General features: G+C 70.5%; 16 protein-coding genes. 9 read left to right on the top strand and 7 right to left on the bottom strand.

The features are described from left to right. Positions 1–35 precede the first annotated feature (35 nt). The 4 genes from mnmG to ACY5J6_RS12250 are packed head-to-tail and all read left to right on the top strand — an operon-like array spanning position 36 to position 4,112. Positions 36–1,826 carry a tRNA uridine-5-carboxymethylaminomethyl(34) synthesis enzyme MnmG gene (gene mnmG / locus ACY5J6_RS12265; protein WP_462845408.1) on the top strand — a complete coding sequence of 597 codons (1,791 nt, stop codon included), beginning with the start codon at positions 36–38 and terminating at the stop codon, positions 1,824–1,826. A 25-nt stretch (positions 1,827–1,851) separates the two neighbouring features. Further along, positions 1,852–2,580, top strand: a complete 729-nt coding sequence (gene rsmG, locus ACY5J6_RS12260) for a 16S rRNA (guanine(527)-N(7))-methyltransferase RsmG (RefSeq protein WP_462845407.1) — start codon at positions 1,852–1,854, stop codon at positions 2,578–2,580. A gap of 7 nt (positions 2,581–2,587) precedes the next feature. Next, on the top strand, positions 2,588–3,322 hold the full coding sequence (locus ACY5J6_RS12255) for a ParA family protein (protein ID WP_462845406.1): 735 nt from the start codon (positions 2,588–2,590) through the stop codon (positions 3,320–3,322). Then, positions 3,306–4,112, top strand: coding sequence for a ParB/RepB/Spo0J family partition protein (locus tag ACY5J6_RS12250; protein WP_462845405.1), 807 nt, complete (start codon positions 3,306–3,308; stop codon positions 4,110–4,112). Before ACY5J6_RS12255 ends, ACY5J6_RS12250 begins: the two co-directional genes overlap by 17 nt. On the opposite strand, the gene ACY5J6_RS12245 is transcribed toward ACY5J6_RS12250, so the two are convergent. Genes ACY5J6_RS12245 through ACY5J6_RS12235 form a run of 3 tightly spaced genes read right to left on the bottom strand, consistent with a single transcriptional unit; the run spans position 4,100 to position 7,016 of the window. Further along, positions 4,100–6,133: a DNA internalization-related competence protein ComEC/Rec2 gene (locus tag ACY5J6_RS12245; RefSeq protein WP_462845404.1), complete on the bottom strand. Its 2,034-nt coding sequence runs from the start codon at positions 6,131–6,133 to the stop codon at positions 4,100–4,102. The genes ACY5J6_RS12250 and ACY5J6_RS12245 overlap by 13 nt on opposite strands. Beyond that, entirely contained in the window at positions 6,130–6,438 is a 309-nt protein-coding gene (locus tag ACY5J6_RS12240) for a ComEA family DNA-binding protein (RefSeq protein WP_462845403.1), read from the bottom strand. The genes ACY5J6_RS12245 and ACY5J6_RS12240 overlap by 4 nt, the downstream gene beginning before the upstream one ends. Further along, complete coding sequence (locus tag ACY5J6_RS12235) at positions 6,411–7,016, bottom strand: YcxB family protein (protein WP_462845402.1); 606 nt, start codon at positions 7,014–7,016, stop codon at positions 6,411–6,413. The genes ACY5J6_RS12240 and ACY5J6_RS12235 overlap by 28 nt, the downstream gene beginning before the upstream one ends. A gap of 22 nt (positions 7,017–7,038) precedes the next feature. Between ACY5J6_RS12235 and ACY5J6_RS12230 the strand changes: the two genes are divergently transcribed. Genes ACY5J6_RS12230 through pfkA form a run of 5 tightly spaced genes read left to right on the top strand, consistent with a single transcriptional unit; the run spans position 7,039 to position 10,497 of the window. Further along, positions 7,039–7,668: a glycerophosphodiester phosphodiesterase gene (locus ACY5J6_RS12230; protein ID WP_462845401.1), complete on the top strand. Its 630-nt coding sequence runs from the start codon at positions 7,039–7,041 to the stop codon at positions 7,666–7,668. A gap of 10 nt (positions 7,669–7,678) precedes the next feature. Next, the gene (locus ACY5J6_RS12225; protein ID WP_462845400.1) at positions 7,679–8,206 is read left to right on the top strand and encodes an inorganic diphosphatase; all 528 of its coding nucleotides are present in this window, start codon (positions 7,679–7,681) and stop codon (positions 8,204–8,206) included. 47 nt (positions 8,207–8,253) lie between these two features. Then, the gene (locus ACY5J6_RS12220; RefSeq protein ID WP_462845399.1) at positions 8,254–8,742 is read left to right on the top strand and encodes a TFIIB-type zinc ribbon-containing protein; all 489 of its coding nucleotides are present in this window, start codon (positions 8,254–8,256) and stop codon (positions 8,740–8,742) included. 1 nt (position 8,743) lies between these two features. Then, complete coding sequence (rsmI, locus tag ACY5J6_RS12215; RefSeq protein WP_462845398.1) at positions 8,744–9,532, top strand: 16S rRNA (cytidine(1402)-2'-O)-methyltransferase; 789 nt, start codon at positions 8,744–8,746, stop codon at positions 9,530–9,532. After that, complete coding sequence (gene pfkA, locus ACY5J6_RS12210; RefSeq protein WP_462845397.1) at positions 9,529–10,497, top strand: 6-phosphofructokinase; 969 nt, start codon at positions 9,529–9,531, stop codon at positions 10,495–10,497. The genes rsmI and pfkA overlap by 4 nt, the downstream gene beginning before the upstream one ends. Here the strand turns inward: pfkA and ACY5J6_RS12205 are convergent. The 4 genes from ACY5J6_RS12205 to ACY5J6_RS12190 all read right to left on the bottom strand — a co-directional run bounded on the left by ACY5J6_RS12205 (position 10,474) and on the right by ACY5J6_RS12190 (position 15,094). After that, the gene (locus ACY5J6_RS12205) at positions 10,474–10,935 is read right to left on the bottom strand and encodes a hypothetical protein (RefSeq protein ID WP_462845396.1); all 462 of its coding nucleotides are present in this window, start codon (positions 10,933–10,935) and stop codon (positions 10,474–10,476) included. The genes pfkA and ACY5J6_RS12205 overlap by 24 nt on opposite strands. A 9-nt stretch (positions 10,936–10,944) precedes the next feature. Continuing rightward, positions 10,945–13,299 (bottom strand): phenylalanine--tRNA ligase subunit beta, encoded by a 2,355-nt coding sequence (gene pheT, locus ACY5J6_RS12200; protein WP_462845395.1) that lies wholly within the window; start codon positions 13,297–13,299, stop codon positions 10,945–10,947. Further along, the gene (gene pheS / locus ACY5J6_RS12195) at positions 13,296–14,348 is read right to left on the bottom strand and encodes a phenylalanine--tRNA ligase subunit alpha (RefSeq protein ID WP_462846537.1); all 1,053 of its coding nucleotides are present in this window, start codon (positions 14,346–14,348) and stop codon (positions 13,296–13,298) included. Before pheS ends, pheT begins: the two co-directional genes overlap by 4 nt. A gap of 86 nt (positions 14,349–14,434) precedes the next feature. After that, a complete protein-coding gene (locus tag ACY5J6_RS12190; RefSeq protein WP_462845394.1) occupies positions 14,435–15,094 on the bottom strand; it encodes a DUF5639 domain-containing protein in 660 nt (219 codons plus the stop codon). Positions 15,095–15,096 lie beyond the last annotated feature (2 nt).

The following is a 15,096-nucleotide window of genomic DNA, read 5'->3' as shown; positions in this document are numbered from 1 at the left end:
TCTACGCCAGGGGCTCCGGTAAAGTGGAGGGCGGGATGGGGTACGACGTGGTGGTGGTGGGTGGGGGCCACGCGGGCCTCGAGGCCGCCTGGGCGGCGGCCGCCCTGGGGGTCCGGGTGGCCTTGGTGACCGTGAACCCTGACCGGATCGGCATGATGCCCTGCAACCCCGCGGTGGGAGGGCCGGGGAAGAGCCAGCTGGTGGCCGAGCTGGTGGCCCTGGGGGGGCTCATGGGCCGGGCGGCGGACGCCACCGCCATCCACACCCGGGTCCTCAACCGCTCCAAGGGGCCTGCGGTGCAGAGCCTTAGGGTCCAGGTGGACCGGGACCTCTACGCCCTTAAGGCCCAGGAGATCCTCGCGGAAAGGCCCGTGGAGGTGCTGCGGGGCGAGGTGGCGGCCCTCTGGGTGGAGAGGGGGAGGCTCCTTGGCGTGCGCACCGTGGACGGGCGGGCCCTTTCCGCCAAGGCGGTGGTGGTGGCGGGGGGGACCTTCCTTTCCGGGGTGGTCTGGTACGGAAGGAAGAGCCGCCCCGCCGGGCGCCAGGGGGAACCCCCGGCCCGCTTCCTCTCCCAAAGCCTAAAGGCGGTGGGCCACACCCTGAGGCGCTTCAAGACGGGGACCCCGCCCCGCATCCGGGCGGACAGCGTGGCGTTTTCCGAGCTGGAGGTGGTTCCCCCCGAGGTGCCCCCGGGGAGTTTCACGGGAAACCCGGGGCCCCACGCCGCCAGGCTCCCCACCTGGCAGACCCGCACCACGGCGCGCACCCATCGGCTTATCCTGGAGAATCTCCACCTTTCTCCCCTTTACGCCGGGGACATCCAGGGCATCGGGCCCCGGTACTGCCCCTCCATTGAGGACAAGGTGGTGCGCTTCGCCGACAAGGAGAGCCACCTCCTCTTCGTGGAGCCGGACGGGCTTTCCACCAGCGAGGTCTACCTCCAGGGGTTTTCCTCCAGCCTGCCCCCTGAGCTCCAGGAGGAGATGGTGCGGAGCCTCCCCGGGTTTGAGCGGGCGGTGATCCAGCGCTACGCCTACGCCGTGGAATACGACAGCCTGGACCCCAGGGAGCTCACCCGGGGCCTCCAGTCCCGCTTCCTCCCCGGCCTTTTCAGCGCCGGGCAGGTGAACGGCACCTCGGGCTACGAGGAGGCGGCGGCCCAGGGGCTTTTGGCCGGGCTCAACGCCGCCCGGTTCGCCCTGGGGCTTCCCGAGGTCCACCTCCCTCGGGAAAGCGGCTACATCGGGGTCCTGGTGGACGACCTGGTGGGAAGGGGGACGGACGAGCCCTACCGGATGATGACCTCCCGGGTGGAGCTCAGGCTTCTCTGCCGGGCGGACAACGCCGATGAGCGCCTCGTTCCCCTGGCGGTGGCCTGGGGCCTGAGGCCCAAGGAGGACCTGGAGAGGGTGCGGGCCAAGTACCGGAGGGTGGAGGAGGAGCTTGGGCGCCTTCAGGCCCTGCGGGTGGAGGGGGTCTCCGGCCTGCAGTGGCTCAGGCGGCCGGAGAACACCTACCGGGCCCTGGCGGAGCGCTTCCCGCCCCCTTCCCCCCTCTCCCCGGAGGAGGCGGAGCAGGTGGAGATCCGGGCCAAGTACGCGGGCTACATAGAACGGCAGGAGCGCCTGCGGGAGAGGATGAGGGACCTCGAGGCCCACCGCATCCCCGAGGGCCTGGACTACCCGAGGGTGCCCGGCCTTTCCCGGGAGGCGGTGGAGAAGCTTTCCCGGGCCCGGCCCCGCACCCTGGCCGAGGCCGCCCGGATCCCTGGGCTACGGGACTCCGATCTCACCGCGCTCTTGGTCCACCTGAGGAGGTGGGGGTAGTGTTTCACGGGAAACAGGGGGCGGGATGGGCTTGACGGAGGAAGGGGAGAGGCTTCTTTTGGAGGGAGGACGGGCCCTGGGCCTGGACCTGAGGCCCCACCTTCCCGCCTTTTCCCTCCTTTACCAGCTCCTCATGGCCACCAACCAGAAGGTCAACCTCACCGCCCTCCGCACCGAGCGGGAAGTGGTGGTGAAGCACTTCCTGGACTCCCTGACCCTTCTTCAGCTTCCCCTCTGGGAGGGGTCCTTGCGGCTGCTGGACCTGGGCACGGGGGCGGGGTTTCCCGGCCTTCCTCTGAAGATCGTGCGGCCCGAGCTGGAGGTGGTCCTTCTGGACGCGGTTCGCAAGAAGGTGGCTTTCCTGGAGGAGGCGGTGCGGGCCTTGGGGCTGAAAGGGGCCTACCCCCTTTGGGGCCGGGCCGAGGCCCTGGCCCACCTGCCGGAGCACCGGGAGGGCTACCACCGGGTGGTGGTCCGGGCGGTGGCCCCCCTGTGCGTGCTGGCCGAGCTGGGCCTTCCCTTTTTGCGGGTGGGGGGGTACCTGGTGGCCCAGAAGGGCCCCCGGGTAGAGGAGGAGTTGGCGCCCTTGCCCCGGGTCCTTTCCCCCTTGGGAGGGGCTTTGGGGGGCCTTCACCGCCTCCGCCTCCCCTTTTTGGAGGAGGAGAGGGCCTTGGTGGTGCTGGCCAAGGTGGCCCCCACCCCTGGGGCCTACCCCCGCCGCCCGGGGGTTCCCGAGAAAAAACCCTTATGCTAAGGGCGAGGTGCGCCGCATCGCCTTGGTGAACCAGAAGGGAGGGGTGGGAAAGACCACCACCGCCATCAACCTGGCGGCTTACCTGGGCCGGATGGGCAAGCGGGTGCTCCTGGTGGACCTGGACCCCCAGATGAACGCCACCAGCGGCTTGGGTCTGCGCCCTAAGGAGGGCGTGTACCACCTGCTCCAGGGGGAGCCTCTGGAGAGGCTGGTCCGGCCGGTGGACACCTTTCACCTTCTCCCCGCCACCCCCGACCTGGTGGGGGCCACGTTGGAGTTGGCGGAGGACCCCTTGGCCCTGGCCAAGGCCCTGGAGGACGATGGGTACGATTTCACGCTTCTGGACGTTCCTCCGAGCCTTTCCCCCCTCACCCTGAACGCCCTGGGGGCGGCCCAGGGGGTCCTGGTGCCTGTGCAGGCGGAGTATTACGCCCTGGAAGGGGTGGTGGGGGTTCTTTCCACCCTGGAGGAGGTCCGGGGGCGCTTGAACCCCGCCTTGCGGCTTCTGGGCCTCCTCCTCACCATGTACGACGGACGCACCCTGCTTTCCCAGCAGGTGGAGGCGGAGCTCAGGGGCCACTTCGGGGAAAAGGTGTTCTGGACGGTGGTGCCGCGGAGCGTGCGTCTGGCCGAGGCGCCCAGTTTTGGCCGGACCATCGCCCAGCACGCCCCCACCTCCCCAGGGGCCCACGCCTACCGCCGCCTGGCCGAGGAGGTGATGGCCCGTGTCCAAGAAGGCTAGCGGCCTAGGGAGGGGCCTCGAGGCCCTCCTCCCCAAGGGAAGCGGAAGCGTGGTGCGCCTGCCCCTCGCGGCCATCCGGCCCAACCCCCACCAGCCCAGGAGGCGCTTCGCCCAGGATTCCCTGGAGGAGCTCGCCGCCTCCATCCGGGAAAAAGGACTCCTCCAGCCCCTCCTGGTGCGGCCCAGGGGGGAGGGGTTTGAGCTGGTGGCCGGGGAGCGACGCTTCCGGGCGGCCCAGATGGCGGGCCTGACCGAGGTTCCCGCCGTGGTCCGCGACCTCACCGATCAGGAGGCCTTGGAGTTGGCCCTGGTGGAAAACCTCCAGCGGGAAGACCTTTCCCCGGTGGAGGAGGCCCGGGGGTACCAGGCCCTTTTGGCCATGGGGCTCACCCAGGAGGAGGTGGCCAAACGGGTGGGCAAGGCCCGCTCCACCGTGGCCAACGCCCTGAGGCTCCTGCAGCTTCCCGAGGAGGTTCTACAGGCCCTGGAACGGGGTGAGATCACGGCGGGGCACGCCCGGGCCCTCCTCATGTTGGAGCCCCAGGACCGCCTTTGGGGCCTTGGGGAGATCCTGGCCAAGGGGCTTTCCGTGCGCCAGGCAGAGGCCCTGCCGGAGCGTCTGCGCCGGGAAAAGCGCCCCAGGGAGGACGCACCCCTTTCCCTGGAGCTTTCCCGGCACCTGGGCTTGCCGGTGCGGGTAGTGGGGGGGAAGCGGGGCCGGGTGGTCATTCACTACCGCTCCCTGGAGGAGCTGGAAGCCCTCCTGCGCCGCCTGGGCTACCAGGCGTAGCCGAAGAGGACCCGCACTGCCCCCATGCGGTCGGTGCGGGCGATCCGGACACCATGGGCCTGGAGGCGCTCCAGCACCTCGGGGTGAGGGTGGCCGAAGGGGTTTCGTCCTACCCCGATGAGGGCCAGCTGGGGCCGGGTCCTTCGCAACAGGGCCTCGGAGGTGCCGCTCCGGGACCCGTGGTGGCTCACCTTGAGGACCTGTACCGGGCCTACCGGTAGCGCCCTTTCCACCTCCTCGGGCACGTCGGCGAGAAGAAGGGCCCGGGCCCTCCCGAAGTCCAGGAGGAGGACCAGGCCGTCCTTGTTGTCGTCCCCGCTTAGGGCTTGGGGCCAGAGCACCCCAAGCCTCCCCCGGCCTATGGCGAGGGCCGTGCCCGCCCCCGGGAAGCGGAAGGGCACACCCCGGGCCTGGAGGGCCTCTACCAGGGGGTGGTCCCGGGGAAAGGCCGGGGAGAGGAGGGCGAGGCCCACGGGGATTTCCTCCACCACCCGGAGAAGCCCCCCATAGTGGTCGGCGTCGGGGTGGGTGGCCACCAGGACCTCCAAGGCCTCCACCCCCAGGGCCCTTAGGGCCCGCACCACCTCCTCCCCCTTTTCCGGCCTGCCCCCGTCCACCAGGACCTCCGCCCCGCCCATCCGGGCGAGGAGGGCGTCCCCGTGGCCCACGTCCAGGAGGAAGAGGTCCAGGGGTTTGGGCCAGGCGGTGAGGAGGCTGGCCAGAACGGGGAAAGAGGCGAGGAGGAGGCCCCTTTTCCAGGGAAGCCGGCGGTGGAGGGAGAGGAGGAGAGGGCAAAGCCCCAGGGCGTAGAGGGCGAAGCCAGGGGGAGAGATCTCCCCAAAGCGGAGGAGGGGTCCCTGGGCAGCCCAGGCGGCCAGGGCCAGGAGGCCCTGGGCCAAGGGCTCCACCAGGGGGGCGAGGAGGCCTCCTAGGAGGAGCTTGAGGAAACCCAAGGGGACCAATAGGGCCACCAGGGGCAAGGCCAGGAGGTTGGTAAGGGGGGTGAGAAGGGGCAGGAAGCCGAAGCGGTGGAGGAGGAGGGGCACCAGGAACGCCTGGGCGGCGAGGCTTGCGGCCAGGCCCCCGAGGAGGTAGCCCTTGGGCCCTGGGGGGAGCCTGAGGGCCGGCAGGACGAGGGCCAGGCCCAGGACCGCCAGGTGGGAGAGCTGGAAGCCCAAGGACAGGACCGCCTCGGGGCGTAGGAGGACTTGGAGGAAGAGGGCCAGCCCCAGGCCCTGGAGCACCCCCGCCCCCCCCAGGCCCAGGAAGAGGCCCAGGAGGGAAAGGCCTGCCATGAGGCTCGCCCGTACCAGGGAGGGGCTGGGCCCGGCCAGAAGGAGGTAGAGGGGCAGGAGGAGGAGGGCCAGGAGGTAGCGCCACCGCCCCAAGGGGAGAAGGGCCACCGCCCCCACCAGGAAGCCCACGTGGAGGCCGGAAACCGCCAAGAGGTGGGCGAGGCCCGCCCTTTGGAAGAGGGCGTAGGCTTCCTCGAGGCCCTTTTTATCCCCCAGGAGGAGGCCTTCCAGCACCTCGCGGGAGGGCGGGGAAAGCCCCTGGCCCAGCCGCTCCCGAAAGGGACCCCGGGGGTCGGCCAGGGGGGCGAGGGGCGCCGCCCGTTCCACGTGAAACACCCCCCGCACCCCCCGGGACAGAAGCCAGGTCCTCTCGTCAAAACCCCCGGGGTTGCGCTTGGGCTCGGGCGGGGCCAGGTGGCCCTGGAGGCGGTACACCCCGTCGGGTAGCGGGGGGAACCCCTTCACGCGCAGGGGGTGCCCCTCCCATTCCGTGAAGCCCTCCCGGACGGCGAAGCTTCCCTCCAGCCGGAGCCCGTAAGGGGGCTCCGGGAGGGGGAAAAGGAGGCCCCGGAGGAGGACCAGGGCCGCCCCTAGGGCCAGGGGAAGGCGGTACCAGAGGAGTAGGAGAGGGGCTAGGGAAAAGACCCAGGGCTCTAGGAGCCCCAAGGCTCCCAGGAGTCCGCCCAGACCTAGGGCTACCCCGGGGGCGCGAAGGGTCTCCCTCATGGCCGCACGTAGGGGCGGAGGCGTTCCAGGGTGGCGGGGCCGATGCCCCGGACCCGGAGGAGGTCTTCCACCCGCCCGTAGGGGCGGCCCTCGAGGATGCGCCGGGCCAGGACCGGCCCCACCCCCGGGAGGGCCTCCAGCTCCTCCAGGGTGGCGGTGTTGAGGCTTAGGGGTTCTGGGAGAGGGGATGTGAAGGAGGCCTCCGCGAAGGCCTCTACCCTGATGGGCCCGGGGCTTGGGGCCAGCTTGGGCCAGAGGGCAAGGAGGGCCAGGAGGGCTACGAGGAGGAGGTAGCCAAGGACCACTCCGTCAAGGCCAGGCCCAATCCTCCGAGGACCACCCCCACCAGGGCCCAGGGGTCGGCCCCGGGGTTCAGGGCGGCGAAGGCCGCAGTGTAGCCCAGGGTGAGGAGGGCGAGGACCTTGAGGGGCAGGGCCAAAGGGTTCCGCCTCCTCTGGGGTTCCGGAGGGGGGGGTGGGGGAGGGGGTTCCGGCTCGGGGGCCAGCTCCACCGAGGCCCGGCGGGGAGGGGAGGGCGGGGCCTCCTCCTCCCACACCGAGGCCTGGGGGGCGGGCTTAGGGGCGCTGGTGGCCTTGCGGGCCCGGGCCACGTGGGGCTTTAGGCCTTCCAGGAAAGCCTTCAGCTCCTCCAGGGGGAAGGCCTTCAGGGGGATGGACAAGGAGGCTTCCTCCCCCTGGACCAGGAGGGTCCCCCCTTCCCCCCGGCCCACCCGGCGGATGCGGGCGAGGTCCAGCCGCTGGACCCCCTGGTCGTCCACGTAGACCAGATGGGCTTCCGTCACGGCCAAGAACCCCCCCGGCCCTTCCAAACGGGCCAGGGCCTGTTCCCCCGTGCGGGAAAAGGTTTCTTCATACTTGCCCATGGCCCCATTGTATACTGCCCCCGTGCCCCTTCGCTTAGGCCACCGCGGACTCGCCCAGGGGGTGCGGGAGAACACCCTGGAGGCCTTCGCCAAGGCCCTCGAGGCCGGCCTGGACGGGTTTGAGCTGGACGTCCACCTCACCCGGGACGGCGCGCTGGTGGTCCACCACGATTTCGTCCTGGAGGGCGTTCCCCTGGCTTCCCTGACCCTAAGGGAGCTTCCCGCCTACGTGCCCACCCTGGAGGCCGTCCTGAGAGCCTTTCCCCAGGCCTGGATCAACGTGGAGCTCAAGAGCCTCCCCCCCGAGACCGACGGCCGGGAGGAGGCCTTGGCCCGCCTCCTGGCCCGATACCCTTCCCCGCGGGTGTGGGTGAGCTCCTTCGATCCCCTAGCCCTGGTGCGCCTCCGCGGCTTGGGGGTAGGCCCCCTGGGCCTCCTTTACGAGAAGCCCGAGGCCCTGGAGCTCGCCCCCTGCCTGGGGGTGGCCTGGGTGCACCCCTGGGAGGCCCTCCTCACGGCGGAGGAGGTGGCCCGGCTTCGGGCCCGCTACCGGGTTCTGGCCTGGGCGGTGAACGAAAGGGCCCGGGCCCAGGCCCTGGCGGCCTGGGGGGTGGAGGCCTTGGTCACGGACCGGGCGGAGGCCCTCGTATAATGGGGGGGCTATGGCGAACCTGAAGAGCCTTCCCGTGGGCAAGGGCGCTCCCGAGGTGGTCCACATGGTCATCGAGGTGCCCCGCGGCTCGGGCAACAAGTACGAGTACGACCCCGAGTTGGGGGCGATCAAGCTGGACAGGGTCCTGCCGGGAGCCCAGTTCTATCCGGGGGACTACGGCTTCATCCCCTCCACCTTGGCCGAGGACGGGGACCCCTTGGACGGGCTGGTGCTCTCCACCTATCCCCTCCTTCCCGGCGTGGTGGTGGAGGCGCGGGTGGTGGGCCTCCTCCTCATGGAGGACGAGAAGGGCTCTGACGCCAAGATCCTGGCGGTGGTGCACGAGGACCAGCGCCTGGAGCACATCCGGGACATCGACCAGATCCCTGAGGGCGTCAAGCAGGAGATCCAGCACTTCTTTGAAACCTACAAGGCCCTGGAGGCCAAGAAGGGCAAGTGGGTGAAGGTCACGGGCTGGCGGGGCCGGGAAGCGGCCTTGGAGGAGGTCCGGGCCTGCATGGCCCGCTACGGGGGCTAAGGGCCCTTTGGCGAGGGTGGGGGTAGAATCCCCTCAGGGGGTGGTTTATGGTTTGCCCGGTCTGCGGAGAGGCCTTGGACCTGGAGGGGTACGAGGCCGGGGACCTTTTGGACTGCGAGGCCTGTGGGGCGGTGCTCCGCCTCCTCTCCGACGGCTCCTTGGAGGTGGTGGAGGTGCCCGAGGGGGAGGAGCCCCTTTGGGGCCTCGAGGCCTTCCCCGAGGGGGAGGAGGTGGTGCTCCGCTTCTCCGAGGGCGCCCTGGAAGAGGAGGTGCGCCTGCCCAGGGCGGGCCTTCTGGAGGCCCTGAGGCGCCTGGAGGAAGGCGTGGGGGAGGAACCCCCCAAGGAGGCCGAGGACGAGCCCAACCTGGAGCCCGACTACCTCACCGTGCACCTGGAAAGCGACCGCGGCCCCGTGGTCCTCAGGCGCCTCCTCTTCCCCGGGGCCCCGGACCTTTTGGAGTTCACCCTGCCTTCCGGCTCCCTTTACGAGTTGCCCTTTCGCCAGGCCGTGAGGACGCTCAAGCCCCTCCTCTAGCGTGCGCCTGGTCCTGGTGCCCACCCCCATCGGCAACCTGGAGGACATCACCTTAAGGGCCCTCCGGGTCTTGAGGGAGGCGGAGGTGGTGGCCTGCGAGGACACCCGGCGTACGGGCCTCCTCCTCCGGCACTACGGCATCCCTACCCCCACCCTGCGCCTGGACCAGCACACGGTGGGCCGGGCCCGGGAGCTCCTCGCCCCTTACGCCTACGTGGCCTACGCCACGGACGCCGGTACCCCGGGGATCTCCGACCCCGGGGCCGAGCTGGTGCGCCAGGCCTTAGAATGGGGCTGGCACGTGGAAGCGCTTCCTGGACCTACCGCCCTCATCCCCGCCCTGGTGGCCTCGGGCCTGCCCACCCACCGCTTTACCTTTGAGGGCTTCCTGCCCAAAGGGGGGAAGGAGCGAAAGGAGCGGATCCTGGCCCTGGCCCGGGAAGGGAGGACAGCCGTGCTCTATGAGAGCCCCCACCGCCTGAGGAAGACCCTGGAGGACCTCCAAGAAGTTTACGGGCCGGACCACCCCGTGGCCGTGGCCCGGGAGATCAGCAAGCTCCACGAGGAGGTCTTTCGCGGAAGCCTGCGGGAGGCCCGGGAGCGTTTTCTTGAGCCTAAAGGGGAGTTCGTTCTGGTCCTGGGACCCAAGGAGGCCCCTCCTCCGGAAGGGGAGGAGCTCATGAGGAGGCTTCGCGCCCAAGGGCTTTCCGGAAAGGCCCTCTTCCGGGCCCTGGTGGAAGCCGGAATTCCTCGGAACGAGGCCTACCGCCTCAGCGTGGAGGAGCCATGAAGCGAATCGGGGTCTTTACCAGCGGGGGGGACGCCCCGGGCATGAACGCCGCCATCCGGGCGGTGGTGCGCCAGGCCTACGCCCTGGGGGTGGAGGTCATCGGCATCCGCCGGGGCTATGCGGGCATGATCCAAGGGGAGATGCTCCCTTTGGGGGTGCGGGACGTGGCCAACATCCTCCAGAGGGGGGGGACCATCCTCCTCACCGCCCGAAGCCAGGAGTTCCTTACGGAGGAGGGCCGGGCCAAGGCCGTGGCCAAGCTGGAGGAGGCGGGCGTTGAGGGGCTGGTGGCCATCGGGGGCGACGGTACCTTCCGCGGGGCCATACGCCTCATAGAGGAGTTTCGCATGCCGGTGGTGGGGGTTCCCGGCACCATCGACAACGACCTCTTCGGCACCGACTACACCATCGGCTTTGACACGGCGGTGAACACCGCCTTGGAGGCCATCGACCGCATCCGGGACACGGCGGCGAGCCACGAGCGGGTCTTCTTCATAGAGGTCATGGGCCGCCACGCCGGCTTCATCGCCCTGGACGTGGGCCTTGCGGGCGGGGCGGAGGTCATCGCCGTGCCCGAGGCCCCCGTGGACCCCAAGGCCATCGCCGAGGGGCTTTTGGAGTCGCAAAGGCGGGGCAAGACCAGCTCCATCGTGGTGGTGGCGGAAGGGGCCTACCCTGGGGGGGCGGCGGGGCTTCTTGCCGCCATCCAGGAGCACGTCCGGGTGGAGGCCCGGGTCACCGTCTTAGGGCACATCCAGCGGGGGGGAAGCCCCACGGCCAAGGACCGCATCCTGGCGAGCCGCCTGGGGGCGGCGGCGGTGGAGGCCTTGGTGGGGGGGACCAGCGGGGTCATGGTGGGGGAGGTGGCGGGGGAGGTGGAGCTCACCCCCCTCAAGGAGGCGGTGGAGCGCAGGAAGGACATCCACCGCGGCCTCCTCGCCCTATCGCGGGTGTTGGCCCTCTAGGGCCAGGGCCTTCCTTAACCAAGGGGTCTTCCAGGCCAGGCGGAAGGCCTCCCGGGCGAAGGGGCTTTGGCCCACCCCCTGGTAGATGGGGGTGGGGAGGTTTACCGAGGGGTAGCGCAGGCTACCCCCCACCGCCTCCCAGGGGAAGCCCGTCCAGAGGGCCAGGGCCAGGAAAAGCCCCAGGAGGGTACCCCCGAGCAAGCCGAGGAGGCCCTCGAGGCCCCGGGAAAGGGGGGGCAAGGGAAGGCTTTTGGCCAGAAGGCCCGCAAGAAGCCCAAGCCCCAGGCCCCACCCCACCCCGGAAAGCCCCAGCTGGGCGAGGAGGAGGTACAGGACCCCCCCAAGCCCGGCGAAGGCCAAGGGCAGCCCGGCCCGGTAGCCCAGGGCCATCCCCAAGGCCAGGCTCCAAAGGGCCAGGAGGTCCACCCAGGTGAGCATGCCTAGAGTCTACTCCCTAAGGCCGAAGCCCCGCGCCCTCAAGGCCGCCACCACCCGCTCAAGGATCCCCTCCACTTCCTCGTCGGTGAGGGTGCGCTCGGGGTGGCGGAAGCGGAGGTGGAAGGCGAGGCTTTTCTCCCCCTCCTTGAGGGGCGGGCCCTGGTACAGATCAAAGAGCTCCAGGCTCTCCAGATGGGGGCCTGCGGCCTCCCGGAGGACCCCTTTCACCTCCCCGTAGGGGGTGGCCTCGCGGACCACCACCGCCAGGTCGCGGAAGGCCGGGGGGTAGCGGGAAGGGTCCTGGAAGCGGAAGGGGGCCTCCGGCAGGGGCAGGCGGAGCTCAAAGAGCCACACCCGGGGAAGTTCCAGGGCGCGGGCGATCTCCGGGTGGAGTTCCCCCAGGAAGCCCTGCTCCTCCCCTTCTACCCGCACCCTCCCCGAGGCCCCTGGGTGGAGGAAGGGGTAGGGGTGGGCCTCCACCTCGAGGGCCAGGCCCAGCCGGGCGAGGAAGGCCTCGAGGTAGCCCTTGAGGAGGAAGAACCCTCCCAGGGCCTTCTTCTCCCAGGGGAGCCCCACCCCCTCCCCGAAGAGGAGGCCCGCCAGGTGGGTCCTCTCCGCCACCCGGTCCCCCTCCACCCCGTAGACCCGGCCCATCTCGAAGAGGAGGGCCCTTCCTGGCCGGTCCAGGGCCAGGTTGCCCTTGAGCCCCTTGAGGAGGCCGGGGAAGAGGTGGGTCCTGAGGGCGGCCTTCTCGGGGGCCAGGGGGTTTTGCAGGCGCAAGGGGTACGGGGGCAGGCGGAAGAGGGCGGCCTCCTCGGGGTCGGCGAAGCTGTAGGTGTAGACCTCCTGGAAACCGAGCCCCGCCAGGAGCTCCTTCAGGGCCTGCTCCCGGCGGTAAGGCCCCTCCACCCCCCGGTTGTCCGGGGCGGGGAAGAAGGCGGGGAGGGCCAGGGGAATGGTCTCGTACCCCTGGATGCGGGCCACCTCCTCCACCAGGTCCTCCTCCAGCCTTAGGTCCAGGCGGTGGCTAGGCGGGGTGACCCGGTAGGCGGGGCCTTCGCCTTCCACCCGGCAGCCGAGCCGCCCGAGGATGGCGATCTGCTCGGCCTCGGGGTAGGCCGTGCCCAGGAGGCGGTTGGCGTACTCGGGGCGGAAGGGGATGGGCTTTGGGGGCTTGGGGCTTCCCGCCTCGAGGAGGGCCTCGGCCACCCGGGCCCCCGCGAGGGCCTGGAGGAGGCTTAGGGCCCGCCTTTGGGCGGGGATCTGGCCCAGGGGGTCCACCCCCCGCTCGAAGCGGTGGCTGGCCTCGGTGCGCAGGCCGTGGCGGCGGGCGGTCTTGCGGATGGAGACCGGGTCAAAGCAGGCCACCTCCAGGGCGATGGCCTCCGTGTCCTCCCTGACCTCGCTTTCCGCCCCGCCCATGACCCCGGCGAGGCCCAAGGGAAAGCTCTCCTCCCCCCGCCAGCCAGCGATCACCAGGTCCTCCGGAAAGAGGGCCCTTTCCACCCCGTCTAAGGTCCTAAGCCGCTCCCCGGGCCTGGCCCGGCGCACCAGGATCCCCTCCCCGATGAAGCGCAGGTCAAAGGCGTGCATGGGCTGGGCCCTTTCCAGCATCACGTAGTTGGTGATGTCCACCACGTTGCTGATGGGGCGCATCCCGGCGGCGAAGAGGGCCCGTTGCATCCAGAGGGGGCTTGGGGCCACCCTTAGGCCGAAGGCGTAGCCCAGGGTGAAGTGGGGGGCGCCCTCCGGGTCCTCCACCTCGAGGGCGAAGGGGAGGGGAAGGGCCTCCGCCTTCAGGGCGGCCTCGGGCTCCACCAGGGCGTAGCCCAGGGCGTGGAGGTCCCGGGCGAGGCCCAAAAGGCCCAGGGCGTCCGGGCGGTTGGGGGTGACCTCGAGGTCCAGCACCACCTCCTCCGGCCAGGCCTCCGCCAGGGGGGTGCCGGGGGGAAGGGCGTCCTCGGGGAACTCCAGAAGCCCCCCGCCGTACTCCCCCACCCCGAGCTCCCTGGGAGAAAGGGCCATGCCGAAGGAGCGCACCCCTTGGATGACCCTTTCCCCCACCTTGAGGCCTTCAAGCTCCGTCCCGGGGAGGGCCAGGGCCACCCCCACGCCTTCTCGGGCGTTTTCCGCCCCCGAGACCACCTCCACCGCCTGGCCCATGTCCAGGACCAGGCGCTTAAGCCGGGTGCCGGGGATGGGGTGGGCCTCCAGGACCCGGGCGAACACTACCCCTGCGGGGATCTGGAAGACCCGCTCCATCCGGTCCGTCTCAAACCCCAGGCCCGCCAGGCGCTCCTCCAGGACCTCGGGGCTTTCCAGCTCGGGCACGTACTGCTTGAGCCAGGAGAAGGGCACCTTCATAGGACCCCCCGGAACTGCTCCAGCACCTTAAGCCTGCCGCCGAAGAAGTAGCGGATGTCGGGGATGCCGTAGCGGAGCATGGCGAGGCGCTCCACCCCGAGCCCGAAGGCGAAGCCCGTGACCCCCTGGTAGGCGGGGGGCAGGCCGAGCCTTTCCCGGTAGGCGTCCACCGCCTGGAAGACCTTGGGGTGGACCATCCCGGCCCCACCCAGCTCCAGCCACTTCCCTCCCTCGGGCCACCAGATGGCGAACTGGGCCCCGGGCTCCACGAAGGGGAAGTAGATGGGCTGGAAGCGCACCTTGGAATGGGGGCCGTAGAGGGCCTGGGCGAGCTCGTAAATGGCCCCCTTGAGGTGGGCCATGGTGATCCCTTCCCCCACCACCAGGCCCTCCAGCTGGTGGAAGACGGCCTCGTGGGTGGCGTCCGTCTGCTCAAAGCGGAAGACCCGCCCCGGGACCACGATGCGGAAAGGGGGAGTGTGGGCTACCATGTACCGGACCTGCATGGGGGAGGTGTGGGTCCTGAGGAGAAGCCGCCCCTCCACCTCCTCCCCCAGGGGGCCTTCCAGCCTAAAGCCCTCCCCGCTGAGCCAGAAGGTGTCCCACATGTCCCGGGCCGGGTGGTGCTCGGGGATGTTCAGGGCGTCGAAGTTGAAGAACTCGCTCTCCACCTCCGGCCCCTCCACCGCCTGGTAGCCCAAAGAGCGGAAGATCCCCACCAGCTCCCGCTCCATGAGGGTGATGGGGTGGAGGCCCCCGGAGAAAAGGCGCGCCCCGGGTAGGGAAACGTCCAGGCGCTCCGCCTCCAGGGCCCGGCGCAGAGCCTCCTCCTCCAGGGCCCGCTCCCTGGCCTCCAGGGCCCTTTCCAGGGTTTCCTTGAGGGCGTTTAAGGCCTGCCCCCGGGCCCGCCGCTCCTCCGGGGGCAGGGCCGCCAGGGCCTTCATCTCCTGGGTGAGGAGGCCCTTCCTGCCCAGGTAGCGGGCGCGGAGGGCCTTGAGGGCCTCGAGGTCCCGGGCTTCTTGGATGGCCTTTAGGGCTTCCCGTTCCAGCGCCTCCATCCCCTAAAGAATACCCTTATCCCGCCCGTCCCCTCCTTGGGCGCCCCCAAGCTGGCCCAAGCCGGCACGGGGTGGTACTAGAGGGCTTCCGCCAACCGGAGGAAGGCCTCTGGGACGGGGGGCCTTTCCCCCCCGTCCTTCCAAGAAAAGCGCAGGTCCCAAAGGGGCCCCTCCCCCACCCCCATCCCCGAAGGGAAAAGGGAACGGAGGTCCAAAGGCCCTACCTCCTCCCCGCCGAAGGCCTCCCGGAAGCGGGCCACTTCCCTTTCGTGGCCGAAGTGGAAGGCGTAAAGCCACGCCACCTCCCCTTCCCGCAGGGCGAAGAGGAAGCGGGGGGAAGGGGTAAGCCTGGGAAAGCCTCCCTCCCAGGGGCGGCGGAGGAAGCTAAAGGCCCGCCCCGGCCGCAGGCGGAAGACCACCTCCAAAGCCTCCCCCAAAAGCCCGAAGCTTCCCACGAACGGGCGCACCAGGTCGTAGCCCTGGACGTTCTTCACCACCACCCCCCCCGCCCGCACCACCCGGCCCTTGGGGGTACGGAAGGTGAGGCCCAGGACCTCCGCGGGGAAGAAGAAGGTTTGGGCGAAACCGCCCCGGGCCAAAAGCCCTCCCACCCCCCCCGGGAGCTCCACCGGCGGGAAGGGGGGGTAAAGCCCCCTGCCCCGGAGGACCTGGTAGACCTCCAGGAGGCCCGCTTCCCCCGGGGCCACCAGGTACTGGTCGGCGGCGTGGACCTCCATGG

The sequence above is a fragment of the Thermus sp. H19.2 genome (assembly GCF_054979525.1).
Note: the sequence above shows the minus strand (reverse complement) of the source record. Positions and strands in the feature narration are given on the sequence as shown.